The 26340-nt window shown below is 71.3% G+C and carries 22 protein-coding genes; 12 read left to right on the forward strand and 10 right to left on the reverse strand.

Going from position 1 to position 26340, the window contains the following annotated elements; translation table 11 throughout:
* Window positions 1–240 precede the first annotated feature (240 nt).
* Both KDK95_RS26435 and KDK95_RS26440 read left to right on the forward strand, forming a co-directional pair.
* A complete protein-coding gene (locus tag KDK95_RS26435; protein WP_212521005.1) occupies window positions 241–2682 on the forward strand; it encodes an AAA family ATPase in 2442 nt (813 codons plus the stop codon).
* Window positions 2679–4157 carry a protein kinase domain-containing protein gene (locus KDK95_RS26440; protein WP_212521006.1) on the forward strand — a complete coding sequence of 493 codons (1479 nt, stop codon included), beginning with the start codon at window positions 2679–2681 and terminating at the stop codon, window positions 4155–4157. Before KDK95_RS26435 ends, KDK95_RS26440 begins: the two co-directional genes overlap by 4 nt.
* Window positions 4158–4202: 45 nt before the next feature.
* On the opposite strand, the gene KDK95_RS26445 is transcribed toward KDK95_RS26440, so the two are convergent.
* From KDK95_RS26445 to KDK95_RS26455, 3 genes are all read right to left on the reverse strand, one after another.
* Window positions 4203–5552 carry a nitroreductase family protein gene (locus KDK95_RS26445; RefSeq protein ID WP_212521007.1) on the reverse strand — a complete coding sequence of 450 codons (1350 nt, stop codon included), beginning with the start codon at window positions 5550–5552 and terminating at the stop codon, window positions 4203–4205.
* Window positions 5553–5676: 124 nt separating this feature from the next.
* Complete coding sequence (locus tag KDK95_RS26450) at window positions 5677–6624, reverse strand: hypothetical protein (protein WP_212521008.1); 948 nt, start codon at window positions 6622–6624, stop codon at window positions 5677–5679.
* A gap of 191 nt (window positions 6625–6815) precedes the next feature.
* Window positions 6816–8741, reverse strand: a complete 1926-nt coding sequence (locus tag KDK95_RS26455) for an autotransporter outer membrane beta-barrel domain-containing protein (protein WP_212521009.1) — start codon at window positions 8739–8741, stop codon at window positions 6816–6818.
* 287 nt (window positions 8742–9028) lie between these two features.
* On the opposite strand from KDK95_RS26455, the gene KDK95_RS26460 reads away from it, so the two are divergent.
* The 3 genes from KDK95_RS26460 to KDK95_RS26470 all read left to right on the forward strand — a co-directional run bounded on the left by KDK95_RS26460 (window position 9029) and on the right by KDK95_RS26470 (window position 12876).
* On the forward strand, window positions 9029–9802 hold the full coding sequence (locus KDK95_RS26460; protein WP_212521010.1) for an SDR family NAD(P)-dependent oxidoreductase: 774 nt from the start codon (window positions 9029–9031) through the stop codon (window positions 9800–9802).
* Entirely contained in the window at window positions 9802–10770 is a 969-nt protein-coding gene (locus tag KDK95_RS26465; protein WP_212521011.1) for a fumarylacetoacetate hydrolase family protein, read from the forward strand. Before KDK95_RS26460 ends, KDK95_RS26465 begins: the two co-directional genes overlap by 1 nt.
* Window positions 10771–10971: 201 nt before the next feature.
* The gene (locus tag KDK95_RS26470; protein ID WP_212521012.1) at window positions 10972–12876 is read left to right on the forward strand and encodes a hypothetical protein; all 1905 of its coding nucleotides are present in this window, start codon (window positions 10972–10974) and stop codon (window positions 12874–12876) included.
* A 55-nt stretch (window positions 12877–12931) separates the two neighbouring features.
* Here KDK95_RS26470 and KDK95_RS26475 read toward each other — a convergent pair whose 3' ends face one another.
* Window positions 12932–14797, reverse strand: coding sequence for a glycogen debranching N-terminal domain-containing protein (locus KDK95_RS26475; RefSeq protein ID WP_212521013.1), 1866 nt, complete (start codon window positions 14795–14797; stop codon window positions 12932–12934).
* Window positions 14798–14943: 146 nt separating this feature from the next.
* Here KDK95_RS26475 and KDK95_RS26480 point away from each other — a divergent pair, with 146 nt between their 5' ends.
* Genes KDK95_RS26480 through KDK95_RS26495 form a run of 4 tightly spaced genes read left to right on the forward strand, consistent with a single transcriptional unit; the run spans window position 14944 to window position 19246 of the window.
* A complete protein-coding gene (locus KDK95_RS26480; protein WP_212521014.1) occupies window positions 14944–15978 on the forward strand; it encodes a substrate-binding domain-containing protein in 1035 nt (344 codons plus the stop codon).
* Between the two features lie 43 nt (window positions 15979–16021).
* Window positions 16022–17284: an extracellular solute-binding protein gene (locus KDK95_RS26485; RefSeq protein WP_212521015.1), complete on the forward strand. Its 1263-nt coding sequence runs from the start codon at window positions 16022–16024 to the stop codon at window positions 17282–17284.
* An 8-nt stretch (window positions 17285–17292) separates the two neighbouring features.
* A complete protein-coding gene (locus KDK95_RS26490) occupies window positions 17293–18387 on the forward strand; it encodes a carbohydrate ABC transporter permease (RefSeq protein WP_212521016.1) in 1095 nt (364 codons plus the stop codon).
* A gap of 4 nt (window positions 18388–18391) precedes the next feature.
* On the forward strand, window positions 18392–19246 hold the full coding sequence (locus KDK95_RS26495; RefSeq protein ID WP_212521017.1) for a carbohydrate ABC transporter permease: 855 nt from the start codon (window positions 18392–18394) through the stop codon (window positions 19244–19246).
* On the opposite strand, the gene KDK95_RS26500 is transcribed toward KDK95_RS26495, so the two are convergent.
* On the reverse strand, window positions 19236–20201 hold the full coding sequence (locus KDK95_RS26500; protein ID WP_212521018.1) for a helix-turn-helix transcriptional regulator: 966 nt from the start codon (window positions 20199–20201) through the stop codon (window positions 19236–19238). The genes KDK95_RS26495 and KDK95_RS26500 overlap by 11 nt on opposite strands.
* 55 nt (window positions 20202–20256) lie before the next feature.
* Between KDK95_RS26500 and KDK95_RS26505 the strand changes: the two genes are divergently transcribed.
* Complete coding sequence (locus KDK95_RS26505) at window positions 20257–20928, forward strand: alpha/beta fold hydrolase (RefSeq protein WP_212521019.1); 672 nt, start codon at window positions 20257–20259, stop codon at window positions 20926–20928.
* 4 nt (window positions 20929–20932) lie between these two features.
* Here the strand turns inward: KDK95_RS26505 and KDK95_RS26510 are convergent, their stop codons facing one another.
* The 5 genes from KDK95_RS26510 to KDK95_RS26530 are packed head-to-tail and all read right to left on the reverse strand — an operon-like array spanning window position 20933 to window position 24137.
* On the reverse strand, window positions 20933–21289 hold the full coding sequence (locus KDK95_RS26510) for a metallopeptidase family protein (RefSeq protein WP_212521020.1): 357 nt from the start codon (window positions 21287–21289) through the stop codon (window positions 20933–20935).
* 25 nt (window positions 21290–21314) lie between these two features.
* Window positions 21315–21725, reverse strand: coding sequence for a VOC family protein (locus tag KDK95_RS26515; RefSeq protein WP_212521021.1), 411 nt, complete (start codon window positions 21723–21725; stop codon window positions 21315–21317).
* A gap of 31 nt (window positions 21726–21756) precedes the next feature.
* On the reverse strand, window positions 21757–22572 hold the full coding sequence (locus tag KDK95_RS26520; RefSeq protein ID WP_212521022.1) for an SDR family NAD(P)-dependent oxidoreductase: 816 nt from the start codon (window positions 22570–22572) through the stop codon (window positions 21757–21759).
* The gene (locus KDK95_RS26525; protein WP_212521023.1) at window positions 22569–23099 is read right to left on the reverse strand and encodes a cupin domain-containing protein; all 531 of its coding nucleotides are present in this window, start codon (window positions 23097–23099) and stop codon (window positions 22569–22571) included. The genes KDK95_RS26520 and KDK95_RS26525 overlap by 4 nt, the downstream gene beginning before the upstream one ends.
* A gap of 18 nt (window positions 23100–23117) precedes the next feature.
* A complete protein-coding gene (locus KDK95_RS26530; protein WP_249161925.1) occupies window positions 23118–24137 on the reverse strand; it encodes a LysR family transcriptional regulator in 1020 nt (339 codons plus the stop codon).
* A 225-nt stretch (window positions 24138–24362) separates the two neighbouring features.
* Here KDK95_RS26530 and KDK95_RS26535 point away from each other — a divergent pair, with 225 nt between their 5' ends.
* On the forward strand, window positions 24363–25271 hold the full coding sequence (locus tag KDK95_RS26535; RefSeq protein WP_212521025.1) for a LysR family transcriptional regulator: 909 nt from the start codon (window positions 24363–24365) through the stop codon (window positions 25269–25271).
* Between the two features lie 112 nt (window positions 25272–25383).
* Window positions 25384–26322 (forward strand): VOC family protein, encoded by a 939-nt coding sequence (locus tag KDK95_RS26540; RefSeq protein WP_212521026.1) that lies wholly within the window; start codon window positions 25384–25386, stop codon window positions 26320–26322.
* The last annotated feature ends 18 nt before the right edge of the window (window positions 26323–26340 follow it).

The raw sequence follows: 26340 nt of genomic DNA on the forward strand, positions 1-26340 counted from the left end.
GGCAGCGGGTGCGGCGCGGGATCCTCGGTCTCCACGGCTCAGCGGCTCCTTCCTGACCGGACCCCGGCCCCGTTGCGGGACCTTAGCGGGCGCAGGCGGGGACCCCTCCCCGGCCCGCGGGCACGGGCCTGCCCGCTGCATCCGTCGCGCGCGGATGCGGCGGGAACGACCGGGATTCGGATACGGTGGTCTCAGGGCTCAGACCGGCGGGAGTGGGGTGGACCAGGAACCGTGCCTTCCTTGTCGTCTGGCGTCACGGTGGCGCTGCGCCTCGCCGGATTCGAGGCGCGCAGCGGGCCCGGCATGATGGGGCCCGACCACCTCCTGCTCGCGCTGAGCTGGATCAGCGACCGGTCGATGCCGGACCGGTTCGAGGACCCGGACAAGCGGCAGGAGCTGGCGGACGAGGGCGAGAAGCTGCGGGAGCGGTTCGCGGAGGCGGGGATCGATCCGGACGAGCTGCGCGGGGCCCTGCGGACGGCGCTGGCGCGGGCGCAGGCGGAGCCGCCGCCTGACGGGGTGCCGGTGAACATGGCCCTGATGCGCACGATCCGGCGCGCGGGCGAGCTCGGGGCCGGCAACCACGCGGGGGTGATCGAGCTGCTGCGGGCGATCCTGGAGCAGCCGATGCCGCGCTGCCGGGAGGTCTTCGAGCTGCTGGGGGTGGATGAGCCCTTATACGCGTTCTTCCCGGAGATACCGCGGCCGGCCGCGGAGCCGGGGCTGCCGGCAGACGCCGATCGCGACCTCGACGACTTCGACCGCGGCCGGGAGCGCGACCCGCAGGCCGAGCGGGACGCGGCGCTGGACGAGCTGAGCGTCACCGGACCTGAGCACCCGCGGCGGATTCCGCGGCGGGCGCGGCACGCCGGCGATCGCCCGCGCACGCCGCTGCTGGACCGGTACGGCCGGCGGCTCTCGCTGCTGGCGCGCGAGGGGGCGCTGCCGCCGCTGGTCGGGCGCGAGCAGGAGATGCTGAGCCTGGCCCGGGTGCTGATCCGGCAGCGGAAGGCGAATGCGGTGCTGGTCGGCGAGGCGGGGGTCGGCAAGACCGGGATCGTGGAGGGGCTCGCGGCGCGGCTGGCGGCGGGCGGCGCGCCGAAGGAGCTCGCCGACGTGGAGATCGTCGAGCTGACGATGTCGGCGATGGTCGCGGGCACGAAGTACCGCGGCGAGTTCGAGGAGCGGATGGAAGCCGTCCTCAAGGAGGCGCGCGAGACGCCCGGGCTGATCCTCTTCCTCGACGAGCTGCACACGGTGCTCGGCGCGGGAGGCACCTCGGGCTCGGCGGACGCGGCGAGCATCCTGAAGCCGATGCTGGCGCGCGGCGAGATCCGGGTGATCGGGGCGACGACGGCGGCCGAGTACCAGCGGTACGTCGAGGAGGATCCGGCGCTGCAGCGCAGGTTCGCGGTGATCTGGGTCGAGGAGCCGACGCGCGCCGAGGCGGTGGAGATCCTCGAGGGCGTGGCCGGGGATCTGGAGCGGCACCACCGGATCGAGATCGCCGAGGAGGCGCCCGCGGCGGCGGTCGAGCTGGCGATCCGCTACCTGCCCGAGCAGCATCTGCCGGACAAGGCCATCGACCTGCTGGACCAGGCGTGTGCCGCGGCGCGGATCCCGCTGCTGGCGCCCGCCTCCGCCGAAGCCGGCGCCGCTCCCGCGAAGGTCGGCCGGCCCGAGCTCGTCGCCGTCGTGGCGGAGCGGGCGCGGATCCCGGTCGAGCGGGTGGCGATGCAGGAGGCGCAGCGGCTGCTCGGGCTCGAGGAGCACCTCTCGCGGCGGGTGATCGGGCAGCACGCCGCCGTCGCGGCGGTCTCGGAGGCGGTGCGGGCCGCGCGCGCCGGGCTCGGGGATCCGCGCCGGCCGATCGGGGTGTTCCTGCTGGCCGGGCCGACGGGGTCGGGCAAGACCGAGCTGGCGAAGGCGCTCGCCGAGTTCCTGTTCGACGACGAGCGGCGGCTGATCCGCATCGACATGTCGGAGTATCAGGATAAGTATACCGTCTCGCGGCTGCTCGGGGCGCCGCCGGGGTATCTGGGCCACGACCGGGAGGGGCAGCTCAGCGGGCCGCTGCGGGCGCATCCGCACAGCGTCGTGCTGTTCGACGAGGTGGAGAAGGCACATCCCGAGGTGCTCGACCTGTTCCTGCAGATCTTCGACGAGGGCCGGCTGACCGACGCGCGCGGCCGGCGGATCTCGTTCACGGAGACCGTCGTGCTGCTGACGACCAACCTCGGATACGAGCGCGGCACGCCGGGGGGCATGGGCTTCCGGCAGGGCGGGGAGGCCGTGCCCGTGCCGACGGCCGGGCCCGCGAGGATCATGGCGGAGCTGCGCAGGACCCTGCGACCCGAGCTGCTCGGCCGGGTCGGCGAGGTCGTCGTGTTCGAACCGCTGGCCCGCGAGGCGCTGGAGGCGGTGCTGGACAGGCTGCTCGCGCGGGTGCACGACCGGCTGGCCGACCGTTCGCTGTCCCTGGAGCTCGACGGCTCGGCGCGCGAGCTGCTGCTGAAGCCGGGGAGCGACGCGGGCTCCGGGGCACGCGCGCTGGAGCGGGCCGTCGAGCGCGAGCTGGTCCAGCCCCTTGGCAGGGCTCTGCTAGGCTCCGCCTTCCCGGACGGGACGGTCCTCCGGGTCACGGCGTCGAACGGCGAGCTCGAATTCGCGGAGGAGCCTTGAACCGTACCGTGCCACGCGGCCGGGCGACCGTGTCGCTCTCGCTCGTCGACGGCCGGGGAGAGCGGACCGAGTTCGTCTTCGACGAGCGTTCGACCTGCCTGATCGGCCGGGGCGAGGACTGCTCGCCGCGGCTGCCCGACGACGCGCACCACCGCTCCGTCTCCCGGCACCACTGCATGCTGGACATCAACCCGCCGGACGTGCGCATCCGCGACTTCGGCAGCCGCAACGGGACGTTCGTCAACGGCGTGAAGATCGGCCAGCGCGATCCGGGGCAGAGCGCGGCGCAGGGGCGCGGGCTCGGCACCCAGGAGCAGGACCTCAGGGACGGCGACGAGGTCAGGCTCGGGCGCTCGGTGGCCTTCCGGATCGGCGTGGCGGTGCCGAAGGAGGAGGCGACGACGCTGGTCGCCGCGCCGGACGAGGCCGAGACGGTGCCGCCGCCCGGCTGCGTGAAGTGCGGCCGGGAGATCACCCGGGAGCTCGGCCGGCGCGGCGCGACGGCGGGCCGGTACGTGTGCGCGGCCTGCCAGGCGAATCCGCAGGACGTGATGACGCTGCTGGTCAAGCTCGCGCAGGCGGGCACCCGCAGCGACCTGCGGGCGATCGCCGAGTACACGCTGCTCGGCGAGCTCGGCCGGGGCGGCATGGGCGCGGTCTACCTGGCCCGGCACCGGGAGACCGGCCGCCTGGTCGCGCTGAAGCTGATGCTGCCGAAGGTCGCCGCGAACGAGATGGCGCAGGCGCGGTTCCGGCGCGAGGTGGACCTGACCCGGCGGCTGCGGCACGAGAACATCGCCCGGCTGTACGAGGACGGATTCGCCGACGGCGCGTTCTTCTTCACCTCCGAGTACTGCGAGGGCGGCAGCCTGGACAAGCTGCTGGAGGCGCGCGGCGGCACGCTGCCGCTCGACGAGGCGGTCCGCTACACCCTGGACGTGCTCGAGGGCCTGGACTACGCGCACAACCGGGAGAACATCGTCCACCGCGACCTGAGCCCGTCGAACATCCTGCTCGCCGCGCCGACCAGCGAGGGGCTGCGCGGCCGCGACGGCTCCGACGGGAGCGCTCCGTACATCGCGAAGATCGGCGACTTCGGGCTGGGCAAGGCCTTCGACCAGGCGGGCCTCGGCGGCCTGACCCGGACCGGCGCCAAGGCGGGCAAGCCCTGGTACCTCGCGCGGCAGCAGGTGGTCGACTTCCGGGACGTGCCGAAGTCGGTGGACGTCTGGGCGATGGCCGCGAGCCTGTACAAGTGCCTGACCGGCGCGTACGTGCGCGACTTCCCGAGCGACGTGGACCAGTGGCACGTGATCCTCTACAGCGCGCCGATCCCGATCCGCGAGCGCGACCCCCGGGTGCCGCGCGAACTGGCCGAGGTCATCGACACGGCACTGCTCGACCACCGGGAGATCGGCTTCAAGACCGCCGCGGCCTTCCGGGACGCGCTGCGCTCGGCCTGGCTCGCGCGGTAGGCCCCGGACCGCCGGTCAGGACACGCCGGGACCCGTCGGAGCCCGTCAGGACCCGTAGCCGCCGAGCAGCAGCCGGTGGCCGGGCCGGCCGACGCCGTGCTCCAGGCCGATCAGCACGGCGACGAGCACCGTGCGTCCGGGCGAGGCGTGGATCAGCCGGTCCGCGACCTTGACCTGGTAGTCGCACCTGAGCATCGAGCCGAGGCCCGCGCCGGTCGCCGCGAGCCCGATCCGCTGCGCGAGGATGCCCGCCTGCAGGTTCAGCATCCGGTACCAGCGGTCGCCGTGCACGCGGTATCCGTGCTCGTAGTCGCCGACGATCAGCAGCGCGCAGGCGGCCTGGAAGCCGGCGAGCTCGCCGTCCCCGCCGCAGGGGAAGAGCGTGCGCGGGTCGACGGTCTCGCGCACCCTGCCGAGCGCGCCGGTGGTGGGCGAGCGGCGGTAGCAGGCGGGCTCGAGGCCGTCCACGCGGTTGGCGACGCAGTACAGGTCCAGGCTCGCGAACTCGGTGCCGTGCCCGGCCCGGATGTCGCTGGGGATCTCGCCGGCCGCCGCGTCGAGGATCTCCTGCACGCGCGGGAGCGGGACCGAGACCGCCTCGAACCCGTCCGCCGCGGTGTGCCGGGACATGATCCGGCGCGGCAGGCCGGCGTGGCTGGCGCCCGGGTCGGTGGAGAACGCCGGGACGGCGATCGGCTCGTCGCGGCCGCGGCCCGCGGTGATCACCGCCCGCACCGACTCGGCCCGCGGGTCGAGGCCGAGGATCTCGTTCAGCCGCGCCTCGTCGAAGCGGGTGTGCACCCGCAGCTCCGCGCCCGCGGCCTCGATCAGCGAGAGGGCCTGACCGGCCATCACCCCGGTGTCCAGGGCCTGCATCTTGTGCCCGAAGCCGCCGAACGCGGGCAGGTTCGCCTCGTGCCGCGAGGTGAGCAGCAGGATCAGCTCGGTGCGCTCGACCGGCTGGGCCTCGAGCGCCTCGGCGATCCGGCGGCGCGCGTCGGCCCGCTCCAGCCGCTCCAGCGCGTGCGCCGAGGGCAGGTAGTGGCAGAGCCCGAACCCGGCGGCCAGGTACAGCTCCCCCGGGTACGCGGCGCCGCCCGAGGGCAGCGGCCGCCCGGCGCGGACGCCCCCGCCGCTCCAGTCGATCCGGGTCACGCCGTAGGTCAGCGCGAGCAGGTCGCCGAGGCCGTCCGGGGTCTCGGCGCGAAAGCCCGCGCTCGCCCGCGGCGGGTACGGCAGCGCGATGGCCTCGGCCTCGGGGTACGACTTCGCCTCGGGCCGCGGCGCGGTCAGGTCGACGTACGGCATCCGGCTGCCGTACTCGGCGTGGTAGAGCCGAGCCGCCGTGCCGCCCGTCTCCGGGGTGTAGGGATACGCGGGCGCGCTCGCCGTCATGGGAACCGCCCTCCTCATCCTTGCGTCGTCAGTACTCGCGGGGTCCGCCGGTTCGACAGACGTCATACCCCAGACGCCTGAGACGAGCATGAGGTTGAACCTCCCGAAGACCTTGGCGAAGTTGTTATCTGACGGCGAAGTTGGTCGTGCGCAGATCCAGCACCACCGCCTCCGCCTCGTGCTCGACGTCGAGCGTGGTCAGGCCCGCGGCGTGCTGCAGCAGGCTGAGACAGAGCTGGTTGGCCGCCAGCGCGGCGGTGGGGCCGCCGAAGTAGCGGCTCGCCGGTCCGTCGGCGCCGGGCCGCGGCCGCAGCGGGGTGAGCGCGCGGTCCTGGGTCGGCACGGCGACCTGGCTGATGACGACCTCGTCCGCGCTGACGATCGCCTCTCCGTGGCGCACTCCGCGCAGCGCCGCGAGGTAGCGCAGGCGGGCGGCGCGCTCGCGGTCCGGCCGGTCGGAGGCGTAGAGCAGCACGCCGGCGTCCTGCGGGAGCTCGCGGGGCTCGCCCTCGGCGAACTCCAGCCGGGCCGCCATGTCCCGGTGCAGCAGCGGCTTCGCGCACTCGGTGAGGCTGTCCCGGTCGGTCGCCGACTCGCCGTGCGCGCCCGGGGCCACGACGTGCACGCGGACGTGCTCGACCCCGGTCGCCAGCAGCGCGAGGGCCGTGGCCGTCAGCAGCCGGCCGGAGCCCACCGCGACCGGCGCGCACTCGCGGTAGCTCTGGAACCTGCGTTCCGGCGAGTCCGCCTCGCGGGCCAGGAACTCGATCACCGACGCGTGCAGGCTGCGGGTGGAGGGGCTGAGGGTGTGCGGGACGTCGTACTGCGCGTCCCGGGCGAAGCCCTCGCGCAGCAGGAACTCGACGAGCCCGAGCACCCGCTGCGCGGCCATCGGGGAGAGCTTCTCCACCAGGTCGACGACCGAGTGCTCGCCGTCCAGGAACGGGCAGACGCGCTCGAACCACGGGTAGAGGCCGGGCGCGTGCAGCGAGGCCTCGTGCCCCGGGCCGCGCACCGAAAGGCCCGCGTCCGTGGGCAGGAACCGGATGTCCGGCAGCAGTCTCGGCTTCACGGCGACTCCAGCGGGGGTTTGCGGGGTTCCGCACGGGGAAGGGAAGGCGGACTATACCGGTCGGTGCCGCCCGGGGGGAAGAAAGGTTCTGATGGTGGTCTCGACCCTTCACCCTAGCGCGGAAACGACGGCAGCGGCCGACGCCGTGGACTCAGGACACGACGTCGCCCGCTGCGCGCTAAAACGGTATATCAGCCGACGGTCAGGACGATGGCACCGGTGTAGGTGTTGCCCGCCTTGATCGCGGTCTCGACGCCGTCCACCGTCATGGTGACGGACTTGCCGAGGCCCTTGGCGGTGACCGACGAGGTCGCGTCGATGGTCAGGCTGGTGATGTAGGAGGTGCCGGTGACAGCCCACTGCGAACCGCTGGCCAGCGACACGATGGCGCCGTTGTTGACGGCGGCCTGCGGGGTGTTGGAGACGTTGCCGAGTTCCCACCAGTTGCTGGAGTCGATCGTGGTCACCGCGTGCTCGGCGAGCGTGGCGGAGATCACGCCCTGGACCTTCGAGGCGCTGAAGTTCAGGACCATGTTCAGGTCGCCGCGCATGCCGTTGAGGAAGTCGCCCTTCAGGTTCGCGCCGGTGAAGTTGAACACCGAGTCGGTGCTGTGGGCCGTCGTGACGGAGAAGGACGCGTCCTTGGCGGGCTCGCCGGTCGGCTGGGTGTAGACGCCCGCGTTCTCCAGCACGCCGGAGACCATCACGGGTCCCGGGTCGTCGTTGTCGATCAGCTGGACGATGATGCCGTCGGCCGGGTTGAGCTGGGCGCCGTCGCTGCCGTCGAAGGTGACGTCGGTCTGCTGGCCCTTGTTCAGGAACGTGGCGTGCGCCGTGTCGACCCGGGTGCCGCCGTTGATGGTCAGGGTGCCCCAGCCGTGCCACATGAAGCCGAACCGGCGGGAGTTGATGACCGTGTTCCGTGGCTTGAGGGATTTCAGGTCCGCGGCGGTCAGGCCGAGGCCCAGGCTCTCGTTGAGTGCGGCCACGGTCGCCGAGTCGCTGTCGCCGTACGTCGCGGTGCCGCCGGTGAAGATGGTGGCGTACGTGCCGACGTTGAACTCGGAGCCGAGCAGGTACTCGGTCGCGCTGCCGATGGCGTAGGTGCCGTAGCCGTCGGCGCCGGAGTTGGTGACGACGCTGTTGACCGAGACCAGGGTGCAGTCCGAGCCGGAGTCGGTCGAGAGCACGCCCCACGTCTCAGAGGTGATCGACGAGTTGACGTAGGCGGCGGTGGAGTTGTTGCCGAGCAGGTTGGTCGCGCGGACGTTGCCGTCGATCGCGAGCATCCAGGGCGCGGACTCCATCTTGTTCAGGTCGACGGTGGCGACGTAGTCCGAGGGGAGCACGCCGTTGCGGACGCGGATCGAGGAGTTCTTGATCAGCGCGGTGGCGCCGTCGTCCACGATCACGCCGGTACGCTGGGCGCCCTGGTTGTCGATGACCGCGCCGTCCAGCACAAGGTTGCCCGAGGTGCCGTCCACCACGACCGCGGCGCCGTAGCCGACGAAGTCGCAGCGGCCGTTGCCGTTCAGGCTGATGTGCGGCCGGGTCAGGGTGAACGCGGAGTCGGCGACGTACACGCCGTCGAAGCACTCGCCGGTCGAGCTGATCTTGACGTTGTCCGCCGACGTGCTGGACAGGCGCCCGCCGACCACGGCCGCGAAGACCGACTCGGCCTCGACGACCGCGCCGCCGGCCACGTAGATGGCCTGCCGGAACGGGTAGGTCAGCGACTGCCAGGTGATGTCGACGGCCTTGGACACGGTCAGCACGATGTCGCCGCGCCAACTTCCGGCCGTGAACGCGGTGTCGGCGCCGCCGGTCGCGGTCAGTGCCTGGCCGGTCTCCACGCCGTTCACGGTCATGGTCAGGCTGTAGCCGGACGGCGCGGTCAGCGTGCCGCCGGAGGCGATGGTCACCGCCGAGACGCGGGTCGTGGAGGAGATCGTCACGGTCTCTCCGGAGGCCACCGTGATCGCACCGCTCGGGGCGGAGGAGGAGTCGGCGGACGCCGTACCCGAAGCCGTGGCCGCGCGGGCCGTGGCGGGGACGAGCAGAGCGGCACCGACGGCGCCGCTCGCGGCGAGAGCGGAGCGGCGGGACAGAGCAGTCATGGAAGTTTGCACCTCGTCGTGAAACTGGCGCTCCGTCCCGCGGGCTTGCTTGCGGCAGCGAGCGGCCGGGAGCGCGGACTGATGGCTAACAAGGTGGTGCTGCCGCAGGTCGGCCCGAGAACGACCGGCGGATGAAACGGGCGGCGGCTGCGGTGGGACGCTACAAGCGGCCCGGAACGGCGGGAAGGCGGCACATCCGGATGCCTGGTATCCGGGGCGTCGATTTCCGGTGCCAGGAAGCTGATCGTTAGCCTGCCGGAAGTGCGGACGATGAATGGAGATCGCCGATGCCAGGCAGGCTCGAGGGCAAAGTAGCCCTGATCAGCGGAACCGGACGGGGCATGGGCCGGGCCGCGGCGCTGGAGTTCGCGGCGCAGGGCGCCCGGGTGTTCGGCTGCGACCTGAACGAGGCGGAGAGCGCAGAGACGGTCGGGCTCGTCGCCGAGGCGGGCGGTGTGATGGACGCGCTGGCGCCGGTGAACCTGAACAACCGCGAGGGCGCGCAGGCCTGGGTGGCGGCGGCCGTCGAGCGGTTCGGCGGGGTGGACATCCTGTACAACAACGCCTCGGCACTGCGCAACGGTCCGCTGATGGAGCTGACCGACGACGAGTGGCACTTCACCATCAAGAACGAGCTCGACATCGTCTGGTACTCGGTGCGCGCCGCATGGCCGCACCTGGTCGAGCGCGGCGGCGGCGCGATCGTGAACGTCGCCTCGATCGCCGCCAAGCTGGGCGCGCGCTTCGTCGGCCAGGTCCCGCACGGTTCGGCCAAGGGCGGCGTCCTCGCGATGACCAAGCACCTGTGCGCGGCCGGCGGCGAGCACAACATCCGGGCGAACGCGATCCTGCCCGGCCTGATCCACACCCCGGAGACCGCGCGCTTCGTCGACGATCCGGACGGCCCGCTGCCCGGCATCCTGAAGAAGATCCCGCTCGGCCGGATCGGCCGGGCCGAGGAGGTCGCGAAGCTCGCCGCGTACCTGGCCAGCGACGACGCGAGCTTCATCACCGGCGCCGAGGTCGCCATCGACGGCGGCGACGGAGCGGTGGCGGCCTGATGAAGATCGCACGGTACGAACTTGACGGCGTCACCAGGTCCGCGGTCCTCGGCGAGAACAGCGCACTGCACGACCTGTCCGAGGACGTACGCACGCTGATCGAGCACGGCGGCCTGCAGGCGATCCTCGAGGCCGGCAACACGGCGCTCGCGAACGACCCGGGCCCGCACGTGGACGCCGTGCACCTGCTGGCCCCGCTGCGCCCGGCCTCCATCCGGGACTCGGTGTCCTTCGAGGCGCACATCGAGGGCGCCCGCAAGTCGCAGGAGGGTGCGAAGGACGCCGTTCCGGCACGCTGGTACGAGGCCCCGTGCTTCTACTTCACCAACCCGCACGTCTGCCACGGCGCTTTCGACGACGTGCGGCGTTTCCCGGACTCCGAGCAGTTCGACCTCGAATGCGAAGTCGCCGTGGTCTACGGCGAGTACGCCAGTAACCTGACGCCGGAGGAGGCCGGAAAGGGCATCGTCGGCTATACGGTCTTCAATGACTGGTCGGCACGCGACATCCAGCGCATCGAGGGCCAGATGCCCTTCGGATTCTTCAAGGGCAAGGACGGCGCGCACACCCTCGGCCCGTACCTGGTGACGGCGGACGAGCTGGAGAAGTACCGGACCGAGGACGGCTTCCTCGACCTGACGATGCGCGCCTACATCAACGACGAACTGCTCGGCGAGGACTCCCTCGCCAACATGGGCTGGACCTTCGAGGAGCTCATCTCCTTCGCCTCCCGCGGCTCCGTCGTCGGCCCCGGCGACGTGCTCGGATCAGGTACCTGCCAGCGCGGCTGCCTCACCGAGATCTGGGGCCGCGCCGGGAGCCGCAACCCCCCGCCCCTCGTCCCCGGCGACATCGTCACCCTCGAGGTCGAGGGCATCGGCACCGTCCGCAACCGCATCGTGGAGTCGGCCGAGGTCCCCGAGATCCCGCGCGGCCGCAAGGGCCAGCCGCGAGGGGCGCGGCACTGACCCATTCGAATCCGAGCTTCCCCCGGCGCGCTGCATTCCGCAGCGCGCCGTTTTCATGAGAATAGCGCGAATTCAGCTGTCGAGAAATCCTCGGCATATGACGTATGCCGCTTCTCTATTTCCCCGCTGAATGCCCATCAGTTTGACTGTGGGACGCGGCCCGGATAATCCGACGGGCCGAAAGGAGACGAGGGAGTTTCCGTGGAGCAGGACTCTGCCAAGTACGACCACCCACTCGATCGGCGCATGCTGTTCCGGGCCGCCGGGCTCGGGGCGGGGGCGCTGCTCATACCCATCGGGCTCGCCGCGGGAACCGCGGCGGCGAGCATGGCGGCGAGCGCTCAGAACAGCGGGCCGATCGTCGTCGCGGCCGGCGAGACCGTGACGATCGGCTCGACGACGCGCACCAACCTGCTGAGCATCGCTTCGGGCGGTACGCTCGCGGCGCCCAGCGGGTACATCCTGACCGTCACCGTGAACGGCGTGGAGACGGGATCGCAGCTGGTTTCGACGTACGGACTCACGACCGTGATCGCGCCGGGCACGTACCGGGGCGACGTCGTGATCGAGGTTGCGCTGGAGAACCCGCAGACCTTCTTCGGTGCGTTCACCTTCCAACTGCGGCAGGCGGTCTACGTCGACTCGACCGGCATCAACTCCTCGTACTCGGCGCTGTCGGCGGTGACCGCCGGCAAGCTCGGGGCGACGAGCGCGCACGACCTGGTACTGCGGTCGACCGGCGAGGCCTTCGACGGGTTCTACGTCGCGGACGGGACCTATGAGCTGCTCCGCCCGGACATCCGGTTCGAGGGCAACGGCCGCTGCGACTTCGTCGGCTACGGCGCCTCGCTGGTCGGTGACGGGACCTCGACGCGCTTCGTTATCGACGGCGCGCGGATCGACAACACCGGGGCTGTCCGGCCCGGCGTGATCGCGACCAACGGCGCGAACGTCATTGTGAAGAACTCTGTAATCGCCACGCACGACGGCGTGCTGCCATCGGACTACACGGCGAGCGTCGGCCCGAACATGATGACCGTGCCGTGGATGCTGGGCCTGTCCGGCAACGTGCGCGCGACGATCGCGCTCGGCGTGGACACCAAGGCGACGTATGTGAACTCGCAGATCTCGTCGACTAACTGGGGTGTGCTGTCCACGGACTCGGACAACGAGGCCCAGCTGACGGCGATCAACTGCGACCTGACGATCACCGACAAGGAGGGCTACGGCACCTACGCCGACGGCTCGGCGATCGACAGGTTCCTCGGCTGCCGGTTCCACCACGTCGCGTACGCCGCGATCAGCACCGGCGGTTCGGTCTACTTCGGCGACAGCACGCGCGCCGCGGTGGCCGCGCTCAACACGAGCCAGGACATCCGGCTCACCGCTGCCGAACTGGCCTCGATCCCGGTGGAGAACACTGTCATCGACTCGACCCGCTTCGGCGTGATGTGGGCGCAGGGCGGCGGCGGTTCGGTCACCATCGACGGCGGTACCCAGCTGCGCACCGCCGAGACCTCGTTCCTGGTCAAGGCCGTGAAGGTGACGGTGACCGTGGACGGCTCGGACGGCGCGCAGGTCACGCCGGGCAACGGCGTGCTGCTGCAGATGATGGAGACCGACGATCCGGGCAGCGCGACCGGCACCTACACGGAGCCGACCACCACGGTGACCAAGGACTCGACCTTCGACGTCACCACCGAGCAGTCGGCGGACGTCGTGGCGACGTTCACCGATATCAAGCTACGCGGCGACTTCTACAACGGCCGCCGCAACAACCAGAACCTGGTCCTGACGCTCATCGGATCCCGCCTCGACGGCATCGTCTCGGCGAGCGCGACGGCGCACGCGATCAGCTCGATCAGCGCCTCCGAGTACTACCAGCTGGGCCGCGTCACGAACACGGCCCAGGCGGCGGTCAACAACGGCGTGATCGTCACGGTCGGCAGCGGCTCGGTGTGGAACGTGACCGGCACCTCGTATCTCACGAGCCTGACGGTCGACTCCGGCGGCTCGGTGCGCGGTTCGCTCACGGTCGACGGGACCGCGACGGAGATCGTGGCCGGTACCGCCTACACCGGCGCGCTCGTGCTGACCGCCGCGTGACGGTCGGCTGACGTCCTTCGGGGCCGGCGACGAGCGGGATCGCCGGCCCCGGGTCTCACCGCTTCGCGTCGAGTCCGAGGCACTGCACGATCGCGCCGATCGACGCCGCCGCCCACGCCTGCGGGCGGCAGGCCGCCGGGTACGGCGCGACCCCCGGGCCCTGCGCGGGGCCGTCGCCGCTGTAGAGCTCTGGCAGCCGGTAGTCGAACCGCTCGGCCGCGGCGATCAGGCCGTTGACGAGGCCGGCAGCGCGGTCGGCGAAGCCGGCGCGGGTCATCGACCAGACGGCGATCGCCGTGTCGTGCGGCCAGACCGAACCGCAGTGGTAGCTCAGCGGGGAGTATCCGGCCTCGCGGACATCCATCGTGCGCAGGCCGAAGCCGCTGTCCATGCCCGGCGAGGTGAGCCGGGCGACGACGGCGGCGCTCTGCTCGTCATCGAGCAGGCCGGTGCCCAGCAGGTGGCCGATGTTGCTGGTCAGCGAGTCGACCGGCTTCTTGCGCCCGTCGAGGGCGAGCGCCGGGTACGGGCCGTGCTCGTCCTCGACCCAGAACTGCCGGCGGAAGCGCCGGGCAAGCCGCGCGGCCCACGCACGCAGTCCGGCTCCGCCGTCGAGGCCGAAGGCGTCGAGCAGGTCGGCGCCGTGCACCGCCGCCTCATACGCGTAGCCCTGGGCTTCGCAGAGGGCTACCGGGCCTTCGGCGAGGCTGCCGTCGCGGAAGCGGATCGCGTCGAAGGAGTCCTTCCAGCCCTGGTTGGACAGTCCGCGGCCGCCGCGGTCGAGGTATTCGAGGAAGCCGTCGCCGTCCTCGTCGCCGAGCTCGACGGTCCAGGCCAGCGCGGCGCGCAGGTTCGGCAGCAGCTCCCTGACCTGGTCCTCCGGCATGCCGGCGCGCCACGCGTCGTGCAGCAGGCAGACCCACAGAGGCGTCGCGTCCACGGTGCCGTAGTAGAGCGGGGGCAGGAAGCTCGCGTCCCGGCGCAGCTCGTGCGGAATCTTGCCGGGCGCCTCGGTCGTCTCCGGGTCGGTCCTCGTGCCCTGACGGCATGCCAGCGCACGCAGCGTCCCGGCGGCCAGCTCCCAGCCGAACGGCAGCATGAGCCGCGCGGTCCACAGGCTGTCCCGGCCGAAGAGCGTGAAGTACCAAGGGGCGCCGGCCGCGGCGAAGACGTCGCCCGGTGCCTCGACCGGCGTCATCAGCAGGGCACGGAGATCCGCCAGCGACCGGCCGACGAGGCGGGTGAGCCGGTGGTCGTCGTGCTCGATCTCGATCCCGGCCCAGAAGTCCGCGCTCGTCCCGGCCACGGGTGCGCCGGTGACGTCGGCCCGCAGCGCCCAGCGCAGGACGGCCGTGCCGCGTGGCGGAAGGGAGACCGGCCAGCGCAGTTCGGCGGCTCCGTGCCCGGCGGCGGCGAGTGCCGCGCCCTCGGCGCGCACGACGACCGACACGCCGTCCGATCCCCAGCTCAGTTCGCCGTCGCCGACCTCGATCGCGACCGGGTCGGAAGGACGGCCCTGCTTGACGCCGTCGACCGGCGAGGAGTCGGCGCCGAGGGTGAGCACCGCCTCCGCGTCCACCGGGACCGAGGCGTAGGAGACGATCCGGATCTCCTCCTCGACGAGGCCGGACACGACGCGTCTGGAGCGCTCCACGCGCACGGTGGGATCCGGGCCCTCGTCGCCGAGCGAACGCGCGATCGCGGTGAACCGCGCGGCGCTCGCTCCGTCGAGTCCGCCGGCCAGCCAGACCGGCCGCACGCCCGCCACGAGCAGCTCGGCGCGACTCAATACGCGCACGTCAGAGTGCAGAATCCCCTGCACGCCGCCCTCAGTGATCTGGCCGTCGCCGCCGCTGAGCACCGCGGTCGGGGCGGCCAGGGCGACCGTCAAGTCGTGCAGCCACGGTTGTTGGTGCGGCATGGGTCCCTCCTTGACAACGGTTCGTCGGGCGCCCACTATAGCCATCGTTTGAACGATCCAAAAAGGCCCTGTCCTTCGATTGGCGCGAATTTGATCGTTCAAGTCTGCGATTTGATCGTGCCAGGACGCAGAGAGGCGGATCCAGGATGAGCGGCCGAGGCGGCGGCGAGGCGGCGCGGCCCTCGCTGGAGACGGTGGCGGAGCGCGCGGGGGTCTCCCGGCAGACGGTGTCCAACGTGCTCAACTCCCCGCAGCTGGTCCGGCCGGAGACGATCGCCCGGGTCCGCGCGGCCATCGAGGAGACCGGCTACCGGCCGCACCGCGCCGCCCGCACGCTGCGCACCCGCCGCTCGCACCTGATCGCCGCGCGCATGCACGCCCCGGTCGACGGAATCAACGGGGCGGTGCTCGACTCGTTCCTGCACGCGTTGACGAGCCGGGCCGAGCAGCGCGACTACCGGGTCCTGCTCTACACCGCCGAGGACGACGCGCAGGAGATCGCCGCGTACGACGAGCTGCTGAGCGACTTCGACCTCGACGCCTTCGTCCTGGCGAACACGCACCGGAACGACGCGCGCACCACGTGGCTGGCCGAGCACGGCGCCCCCTTCGTCACCTTCGGCCGGCCGTGGGGCGTCGAGGCGAGCCACGGCTGGGTGGACGTCGACGGCGCGGCAGGGGTCTACGACGCGACCCGGCACCTGATCCGGCGCGGCCACCGGCGCATCGCGTTCGTCGGCTGGCCCGAGGGATCCGGCGTCGGCGACGACCGGCGCAGCGGCTGGCGCAGCGCCTGCGCCGAGGAGAACCTGGACGTCAGCGGCCTGACCAGGTCCGTCGAGGACAGCCTGGCCACCGGGCGCGCCGCCGGGGCCGAACTGCTGAACGCGAGCTGCGCGCCGACCGCGATCGTCTGCGTCAGCGACTCGCTCGCCCTCGGCGTCTGGACCGAGATCACCGCGCGCGGCCTGACCCCCGGCGCCGACGTGGCCGTCATCGGCTTCGACGACACCCCGACCGCCGCCGTGATCGGCATGAGCAGCGTCGCGCAGCCGGTCGGCGACATCGCCGAGGCGAGCCTCGACCTGCTCACCCAGGCGCTCGACGGCGCCCCCGGCGGATCAGCCGCGGCCAAGCAGCTGCTGCTGCCGCCCTCGCTCGTCGTCCGGGCGAGCTCCTGAAGAGCCGACCCACGAAGAAGAACCCACTCACCGAGGAGCATCAATGAAGACGAGACTCGGCCACGCGAAGACGGCCGCGATAGGCGCCGCGCTGCTCATGGTGACGTCCGCGTGCAGCAGCGGAGGCGGATTCGGCGCAGGCGGCTCGGCGCCGAGCGGCGGCGGGACCTCGACCGGGCCGCTGACCGTACTCATCGGCTCCTCGGGACCTGCCGAGACGAAGGCGGTCACGGCCGCAGCGGCCGCGTTCACCAAGCAGACCGGCATCAAGGTCACCGTCACCGCGGCGCAGAACCTCACCCAGCAGCTCGCGCAGGGCTTCGCCGCGAATTCGGCGCCCGACGTGTTCTACCTCGACCCGGTCAGCTTCCAGAGCTACGCCGAGAAGGGCGCGCTCTACGCCTACGCCGACCAGATCTCGAATCCCGCCGACTTCTACCCGGCGCTCAAGTCCGCGTTCACGTACAACAACACGTTCACGTGCGTGCCGAAGGACTGGTCCACGCTCGGCCTGGCGATCAACGAGTCCGACTGGACGGCGGCCGGCCTCACCGACGCCGACATCCCGACGACGTGGTCGCAGCTGGAGTCCGTCGCGAAGAAGCTCTCGACCGGCGGACGGGCCGGCCTGGTCCTCGCGCCCGACCACACCGGCGTCGACGACTTCATCTACCAGAACGGCGGCACGCTGCTCAGCGACGACAAGAAGAGCGCCGCGTTCGACAGCTCGCAGAACGTGCAGGCGGTCTCCTTCGTCAAGACGCTGCTGACATCCGGCGCGGCGAAGTTCCCGGCGGCGCTCAGCGCGGGCTGGAACGGCGAGGCGTTCGGCGAGAACAAGGCCGCGATGACCATCGTCGGCAACTGGCTCGTCGGCACGATGAGCTCGGACTACCCAAGCGTGAAGTACAAGGTCGTGACGCTGCCCTCCGGGCCGTCCGGGACGAAGGCCACGCTCTCGTTCACCAACTGCTGGGGTATACCGGCCTCGGACAGCAGGCGCGACGAGGCGGTCAAGCTCGTCGACTACCTCTCCTCCGCCGAGCAGCAGATGACGTTCGCGAAGGAGTTCGGCGTCATGCCCTCGCGCGAGTCGGACGCCGCCGCGTGGACCAGGGAGTTCCCGAGCGAGACCGCGTTCCTCCAGGGCTCGCCGTACGCGCACGCCGACCTGGCCATCGCGGGCGGCACTCAGACGATCTCGAACTACGACTCGCTGGTCGCGCAGCTCGCCTCGAGTGACCCGAAGACGCTGCTCTCCACGGTGCAGACGAACTTCGAGGCCCTGATCAAGCAGAACGGCTGACGCGGACCATGGCCGCCCAGATCGAAGCAACCGCAGCCCGGCCCGCCGCCTCCGCGCGGCGCGCCCGCGGCCGCCGGCCCCGGGGCGGCGGCATCCGCGGCCGCGAGGCCGCGGCGGGCTGGCTGTTCACCGCTCCGGCGGTGCTGATGATCGTGGTCTTCCTCGTCGTGCCGATCCTGATGGCCGCGTGGGTGAGCGTCAGCGACTGGAGCGGGATCGGCAACCCGTTCGGCGGAGGCGCCCACTATGTCGGAACGCGGAACTACTCCGCATTGCTGACGCAGGGCGGCTTGGCCCGGCAGCAGCTGGTCCAGAGCATCACGAACAACTTCTACTACGTGCTGCTCGTCGTCCCGCTCCAGACGGTCCTGGCGCTCTTCCTCGCCGTGGCGCTCAACCGGCGGCGGCTGGCCGGGCGCGGGTTCTTCCGGACCGCGTACTACTTCCCGTCGGTGACCAGCACGGTCGCGATCTCGATCGTCTTCCTGTTCCTGTTCAGCGGTTCCGGGGTCGTCAACACGATCCTCGGCGACCTCGGCGCGAACGGCCCGACCTGGTTCGCCGACCCCAACGGGCTGATCCACCTGCTGCTCGGCGTGTTCGGCGTGCACACTCCGCCGGCGGCGCTGGCGAACCACGGGCTGCTCGGCCAGTCCTGGTGGGACTGGCTGTCCGGGCCGAGCATCGCCATGACCGTCATCATCGTCCTGTCGATCTGGACCACGTCCGGGACCTTCATGCTGATCTTCCTCGCGGCGCTGCAGAACATCCCGGCCGAGGTCGAGGAGGCCGCGATCATGGACGGCACGAACGCCTGGCAGCGGATGCGCCGCGTGACCCTGCCGATGCTGCGGCCGACTCTCTTCCTGGTGCTCACCCTCGGATTGATCGGCTGCTGGCAGGTCTTCGACCAGGTGTACATCATGAGCCAGGGCAATCCGTCGGGCACGACGCTCACGCCCGCCTACCTCTCGTACCTCACCTCGTTCGGCAACCAGCAGTGGGGCGAGGGCGCGGCGATCTCGTTCCTGCTCTTCGCGATCATCGTCGTGCTGACGGTGCTGCAGCGGTTCCTGCTGCGCGAGCGGGACGCGGGCAGGTAGCCCGATGAGCAGGCACCGTTCCTACCGCCCCGGCGGGCTGCGTCCCGCGGCGCGGATCGCGACGTACGGATCACTGATCCTGTTCTCGCTGATCTACATCCTGCCCTTCGTCATCGAGCTCGGATCCTCGTTCAAGACCGACGCCGACGCGACCGCGAACCCGCTCAACCCGATCCCCGGGCACTGGACCCTCGCGGCGTTCCACGAGCTCGCCCAGCAGGATTTTCCGCTGTGGTTCTTCAACTCCGCGTTCGTGTCCGTGAGCGTGACGCTCGGCCGGATCCTGTTCGACTCGCTCGCCGGCTACGCGCTGGCCCGGCTGCGCTTCCGCGGACGCGGCGCGCTCTTCAGCGCGATCATCGCGGTGATGGCCGTGCCGAGCGTCGTGCTGATGATCCCGAAGTTCCTGGTGCTGAACGAGCTGAACCTCTACAACACGTACGCGGGCATGATCATGCCGCTCCTCGCGGACGCCGCGGGCGTGTTCATCATGAAGCAGTTCTTCGAATCGATCCCGCCGAGCGTCGAGGAGGCCGCCCGGATCGACGGCGCGGGGATCTTCCGCACGTTCTGGTCCGTGGTCCTGCCGATGGCGAGACCGGCGCTGATCACGTTGACGGTGCTCTCGTTCCAGGGCTCCTGGAACGAGCTGTCGAACTTCATCGTCTCCCGGCAGAGCCCGAGCCTGAACACCCTGACGAGCGGCGTCGCCTCGCTGGTCAGCGGCCAGCTGGGGCAGGGCAACCAGTATCCGCTCAAACTCGCGGCCGCGCTGCTGATGACGATCCCGGTCGCGATCGTGTTCTTCGTCTTCCAGCGGCAACTGGTGCGCGGAACGCAGGGCGCGGTCAAGGAGTGACGGCCGCGGCGAGGCGGGCCGCGACGCGCGCGACCGCCTCACGCAGCTCCGGACCGCCCTCGACGCGGAAGTCGAAGGGGGCGTTCGCGAGCCACTCCTGCGCGTACATCGTGGGATTGCGGGTACTTCCGACGAGCACACATCCGTCCCTCGCTGGTGACAGCCGCCCCATCGGGGGACGGACCCATGCCGCCACCTGGTCGTACGACGCTTGGAAGACAACACGTGTGACGTAACGCCAGCCGATGCCAAGGTTCTCCTCGACGGACGCGACGGGGTCCAGGCCCGTCGGCGGCTCGAAGGATTGCCCGGTCTGGCCCACGGATCGAACCCGGTCGACCCGGTAGGTGCGGATCGCGTCCGCGCGGTGCGAATGGCAGAGCAGGTACCAGCGTCCGTAGCGCACGACGACGGCCCACGGATCGACCTCGGCCTCCCACTCGTTGCCCGCCTCGCTGCGATACGAGATCTGCACGCGGCGCCGATGTGCGGACGCGGTGACGAGTGCACTGGTCACGAGCGGGTCGGGGCGTGCCGAGTAGGCGTCAGGAGCCGCGGAGGCGTGTTCGCGCAGCGCGGCCGCCTGGCGTCCGACGCGTTCCGGCAGCGCCCTGATGACCTTGCCGAGCGCGGTGCCGACGAGGTCGTCGGTGCCGGTGTCGGCGGCTTCGGGCTGGCCGTCGAGCACCGCCATGACCAGTCCGAGCGCCTCGAGTTCGGTGAAGACGACCGGCGGCAGCCGCGTGCCGCGCGAGAGCCGGTAGCCGCCGTGCGGTCCGCGGACCGACTCGACCGGCACGCCCGCCTCGCGCAGGATCCCGACGTAGCGGCGCACCGCGCGCTCGGTGACGCCCAGCCGTGCGGCCAGCTCGTCCGCGCTCACGCCGGCGGGCCGGGATTGCAGAAACTCCAGCGCACGCAGCGAACGCGCGGTGGGACTCAGTTCGCTCGCCATATTCGCAGCATAATCCGGCAGTAGAACGTCCGGAATCGGTTCTACGGTCTGTGCCATGGACATTCTGCTTATCGGTGGCCTCTGGCTCGACGAATCCGCGTGGAAGGACGTCGTGGCCGAACTCGGCGGCCTCGGCCATCGGGCCGTGACGATCGGCCCGGCGGCGACGCTCGACGACCAGGTGGCGAACCTGATCGCGGCGGTGGACGCGGCGGACGGGCAGCCGCTGGTCGTGGGGCATTCGGCCGCGTGCACGGTGGCCTGGCTGGCGGCCGACCGGCGGCCGGAGGGGGTGGCGAAGGTCGCGCTGATCGGCGGCTTCGCCGGCGGCGACGGCAAGCTCTTCGCGGACTTCTTCGAGATCAAGGACGGGGTGATGGCGTTCCCGGGCTGGGAGCCGTTCGACCAGGACGGTTCCGCCGCCGACCTCGACGAGGACGCGCGGCGCGCTTTCGAGGCGACCGCGGTTCCGGTCCCCGAGGCCGTGGCCCGCGCCGTGGTCCGCCTGCACGACGACCGGCGCTACCGCGTGCCCGTCGCCGTGGTCTGCCCGGAGTTCAGCGTGGCTCAGGCGCAGCAGTGGATCGACGACGGACTGGTCCCGGAGCTTGCGAAGGCCGAGCACGTCGAGTTCGTCGACATCGAATCCGCGCACTGGCCGATGCTGACCAAGCCCGTCGAGCTCGCCCGGCTGCTCTCCGGGTTGGCGCAGGGCGCTCCTCGGTAGCCGATCAGTAGCCGAGCTCGTGAAGTCGCCGATCGCTGATGCCGAAGTAGTGCCCGACCTCGTGCACGACGGTCTTGGCGATCTGGTCGACCACCTCCCAGCGCGACCAGCAGTGGCGAAGGATCGGCAGGCGGTAGATGGTGATCCGGTCCGGCTGGACGCCGGCGTACCAGTGGCCGCGCTGGGTCAGCGGCACGCCCTCGTACAGGCCGAACAGCTCGACTCCGTCGGCCGCGGCGGCCGAGGACTCGTCCTCGACGAAGAAGGCGACGTTGTCGATGGCGCGCACGAACTCGTCGGGGATCGTCGCGAGCGCGGACTCGACCAGGTCCTCGAATTCCTCTGCGGGCATGTCCAGCATCGGCTGATCCCGGCTTTCGGGGCTCCTAAGCGGGGAGGTTCAGCTGCCAGGAAACGCCGAAGCGGTCGTTGACCCAGCCGAACCTGGGGCTGAATCCATAGTTACCCAGCGGCATGAGCTCCGTACCGCCTTCGCCGAGGGCCGCGTAGAGCCGGTCGATCTCGGCCTCGTCCGCGCATTGCACGTAGAGGGAGATCGCGGGCGTGAAGCCGAACTCGTGCTTCACGGGGCTGTCGACGCACATCAACGGCACGCCGGCGATCCTGAAGGTGGCGTGCTGGATGCTGCCCTCCGCGCCGGGGCCGTCGGCGCCGTAGCGGCTGACGCTGACGACCTCGGCGTCGTCGAAGAGCGAGACGTAGAAGGACATCGCCTGCTCGGCGTCGCCCTCGAACATCAGGAACGTGGTGATCCTCTGCGGCGTCGTGATCTCCATAACCGCCGAGGATACCGCCGCCGACCGGCGATCAGCCGGTCTTCGCCGCCTGCGCGCGGGCCAGCGCGTCGATGATCGACTTCGTGCCGCCGTGCGCGGTGTGGCCGCCGTCGACCGGGATCTCGGTGCCGGTGATGTAGGAGGCGCGGTCCGAGAGCAGGAAGACGACCATGTCGGCGACCTCGTCCGGCCGGCCCTCGCGGCCGAGCAGCGTCTGCTCGATCGTGGCCTTGAGGAAGACCGGGTCCGCTCCGGCGGTGATCGGGGTGTCGATCGGGCCCGGGTGCACGATGTTGACCCGGATCCCGCGCGGGGCGAGCTCGATCGCGGCGACCTTCGTCAGACCGCGCATAGCCCACTTCGAGACCGTGTACGCGGCGGCGTGGTGCGCCGTCAGGCCGGCGATGGAGCCGATGTTGACGATCGAGGCGCCCGCGTTCCGCGGCATCAGCGGAGCGAGGGTCCTGATGCCGAGCATCGAGCCGGTGAGGTTGATCCTGAAGGTGCGCTCCCAGCCGGCGACGTCGACGTCCAGCAGGCGCGGGCGGTAGGGCACGCCGGCATTGTTGACCAGGCCGTGTACCTGACGGCCCGCCGGCTTCAGCTCCTCGCCGAACTCGACCCAGGCCTGCTCGCTTCCGACGTCGAGGTGCCGGTACTCGCAGGTGCCGGGGCCGGCCGCGGTCAGCCGCCCGGCGAGCGCCGCGCCGTCCTCGTCGAGGACGTCGGTCGCGATGACGTGTGCGCCCTCGGCGACCAGCAGTTCGGCCTCGGCGGCACCCTGGCCGCGCGCCGCGCCGGTGATGACGAAGGTCCGGCCGGCCAGGCCGGGATCGCGCCGGGTCACTCGGAGCCTCCGGGGTGCATCGGGTCGTGCAGCAGCCCGGCGGCCGCCTCGGCGCCGATCGACTCGACCAGTTCCGGCGTGAACTCGCCGTCGACCAGGATGAACGCCATGCGGGCGACCCGGTCGGCGCGGTTCTCCCAGCGGTGGTCGGTGCCGCGCTGGACGACGACGTCGCCCGGGCCGAGCACCCGCGTCTCCTCGTTGTCGAGCACGAGCACGACCTCGCCCTCGAGCACGATGCCGTAGTCGACGGTCTCGGTGCGGTGGGTCGGCGAGACGACCCCGGGCGGGAACTCGTTGATGCGGATCTTCGTGCCGCCGGGGGCGGGCGGGACGGTCAGGTCCCGCTCGGTCGGCTCGGGCTCGGCGGCGGCGATCGCGGCCGGGACGGAGTCGGTGTTCCAGAGCTCGTAGAAGTACGCCCCGTCCGGTGCCGTGCGCGCCACCGGGGGCGGGCCGTCGAGCAGGAAGACGGAGTTACCTCGGGCGTCGTGGCCGGTGACCACGCGGCGCGGGACAGTTGGCATGGCGCCTATCCCAGCACGTCAACGCCCCGGGGTCACGCCCTCGGCCGATCTTGAATCGCTATGCCTGGTATTCGCCGCCGCGACGTCGGCGCCCATCTCGGCCAGCAGCGCCGCCCGCGCGCCCTCGGAGGCGGGCAGGCCGGCCGCGACCTCCATCAGCGTGCGGCGCAGCCACACGTGCTCCGGGGTGATCGCGCGGTCCGGGTGCCACCACAGCGTCTCGACCAGCTCGACCCGGCCGAACGGCGGGTCGACGACGGCGAGCCCGGCCGGGATCGCGACCCGGCGGGCCAGCCGCTCGGGCATGATCGCGACCAGGTCGGTGCCCGCGACCAGGAACGGCAGCGGCAGCCAGCCGACGATGCTGACCTGCACCCGGCGCCGGATGCCGAGCTCGTCCAGGACGCGGTCGGCGGGCAGCACGTGGGTGCGGCCGTTGCTGCGCACCGCGTGCGGCAGGGCCTCGAGGTCCGCCAGGGACAGCCGGCCGTCGCGCAGCCGCGGGTTGGCCGGGTCGACGATGCACACGAAGCCGTCCCGGAACAGCGGCTCGTGCGCGCCCTCGAAGCCGAAGCCGAGCGGGCCGATCATCGCGTCGCACTGCATCAGCCCGCGCTCGGAGGCGTGCATGTCCATCGGGATCTCGTCGAGGTCCAGCCGCACGCCGGGGGCGAGTTCGGAGACCCGCCGCAGCAGCGGCTCGCCGAGCACGGTGATGGCGTAGTCGGTGGCGATCAGCCGGAAGGCGCGGGAGCTGGCGGCGGGGTCGAAGGCGCGGCCGGTGCCGAGGGCCAGCTCGACGGCGCTGAGGGTGCGGCGCACGGAGGGCACCAGGGTCTTCGCGAAGGGCGTCAGCTCGTAGTCGCGGCCGACCCGGACCAGCAGCTCGTCCTTGTAGTGCCGGCGCAGCCGGGCCAGCGCGGTGCTCATCGCGGGCTGGCTCTTGCCGATCTTCGCGCCGGCCCTGGTCACGTTGCCCTCTTCGAGCAGCGCCCGCAGCGCCACCAAGAGGTTCAGGTCGGTCCCGCCGAGGGCCATCGATTCCACCGTCCGTTCCGCCCCTCGCCGTCGCGGGGCACCGTGCGTCGGGTCGTGTGCGCGAACGGTCGCGGCAACGCACCTGCTCGCATGGTCCCCCACCGGCCCCCCGCCCGTCACGCCCGCGTTTCCCGATTGTTACCGGCGGCGGACCGATCGGCTATCGTTCCCGGTGAAGACGGGTTGACCTGCATTAATCTGAGAACTCTCATGAAAGGGCGTGGCATGGCTGACGTCGGCGGCATCGACCTCAACCTGCTCGTCGCCCTCGGAGCACTGCTCGAGGACCGCAACCTGACGCGGGCCGGCGCGCGCATCGGCCTGAGCCAGCCGGCGATGAGCGCGGCGCTGGCGCGGCTGCGCAGGCACTTCGGCGACGATCTGCTGGAGCGGGACGGCCGCGGCTACCGGCTGACCGCGCTCGGCGCGCAGCTGCTTCCCACGGTGCAGGAGGCGCTGCGCCAGATGGAAGCGACGATGGACCGCTCCCCCGAGTTCGAGCCGGAGCGCTCGGACCGCGAGTTCTCCATCGCCGCGAGCGACTACACCATCTCGATCCTGGCCGATCCGCTGCTGCGCAGGGTCAAGCAGATGGCGCCGGGGATCCGGCTGGAGCTGCACCCGATCCCGAACGACATGTCGTTCTCGGCGCACGGCATCGTCAAGCACGACGTCGTGGTCGGCCCGATCGGCTACGAGTTCCCCGGCCGCCGGCTCGAGCTGTTCCGGGACCGCTTCGTCTGCCTGGTCGACCCGGCCAATCCGCGGCTGCGGGACGGGAAGCTGACGCTCGAGGACATCGCGGCGCTGCCGCACGTGCAGCCCACCTTCGGGCACGAGCAGCCGACGCCCGCCGACAAGCTGCTCGACTCGCTCGGCGTCTCCCGGCACGTCCAGGTGACGGTGGTGGGCTGGCTCACCGTGCCCTTCGTGGTCGCCGGGACCGGCCTGGTCGCGATCGTGCCCGAGCGGCTCGCCCGCCGGGTTGCCGAGACGGTCCGGCTGGAGGTCGTCGAGCCGCCGTTCGGACAGGTCGACCTGATCGAGACGGCGCACTGGCACCCCAGCCGCGGCGCCGACCCGGCGGTGCGCTGGCTGCTGCGCACCCTCCAGGAGACGGCGGCCGAGCTCTGACCGTGGCCGGCTCGGCGTGATACCCGCAGCTCAGAACAGCCATTGCCACGGATATGGCAGCCATCGCGGATAGGTATTTCCGCTTGATCGCGGCCGAACCTAGCCTCATCGCATGACCGAGAGCCTCATCACCCATCTGCGACACGTGGACCTGGCCATCCCCGACTACGACAAGCAGTTGGCGTTCTACACGGATGTCTGGGGCCTGACGAGCGTGGCGAACGACACCGGGATCAGCTTCCTGGCCGCGGAGGGCTCGCCCGAGCGCTACATCATCCGGCTGCGCAAGGACGAGGACAAGCGGCTCGACCTGGTCTCGTTCGGCGCGGCCAGCGGCTCGGACGTGGACACGCTCGCCGAGCGGCTGATCGCGAAGGGCGTGCGGCTGGCCGCCGAGCCCGGCGACCTGGCCACCGAGGGCGGCGGCTACGGCCTGCGCTTCTTCGACCTCGACGGCCGCACGATCGAGGTCTCGGCCGAGGTCGAGACCCGTCAGCACCGGAAGATCGAGGAGCGCGAGGCCATCCCGGTCCGCCTCTCGCACGTCGTGCTGAACGGCACCGACCCGGACCGCACAGCGCAGTGGTACGCCGACACGCTCGGGTTCCGGCTGACCGACACCCTCTCGCACCCGGAGATGGGCCCGGTCATGCACTTCATGCGCTGCAATCCGCAACACCACTCCGTCGCCTTCGCGCGCGGACCGCACGTCTCGCTGCACCACGTCTCCTTCGAGATGCGCGGCGTCGAGGAGTTCATGCGCGGCTCCGGCCGGGTGATCCGCTCCGGCGCGAAGCTGGTCTGGGGGCACGGCAGGCACACGGCGGGCGACAACACCTACTCGTACTTCCTGGACCCGCAGAACAACACCGTCGAGTACACGACCGAGCTCGAGGAGCTCGACGAGGACTCGTGGCACCCGCACATCTACGACACCAGCGACCCCCTGACGCAGGACCAGTGGGGAACCGCCAACCCGTTCAGCGAGGCCATCGCCAAGGACTCCTTCAACGACGTGGACCCGGGTCTGTTCGTCGCCCCTCCCGTCTGATCCGCCCCCGATCCATCC

Source organism: Actinospica acidithermotolerans (genome assembly GCF_018139625.1).
Lineage (GTDB): Bacteria > Actinomycetota > Actinomycetes > Streptomycetales > Catenulisporaceae > Actinospica > Actinospica acidithermotolerans.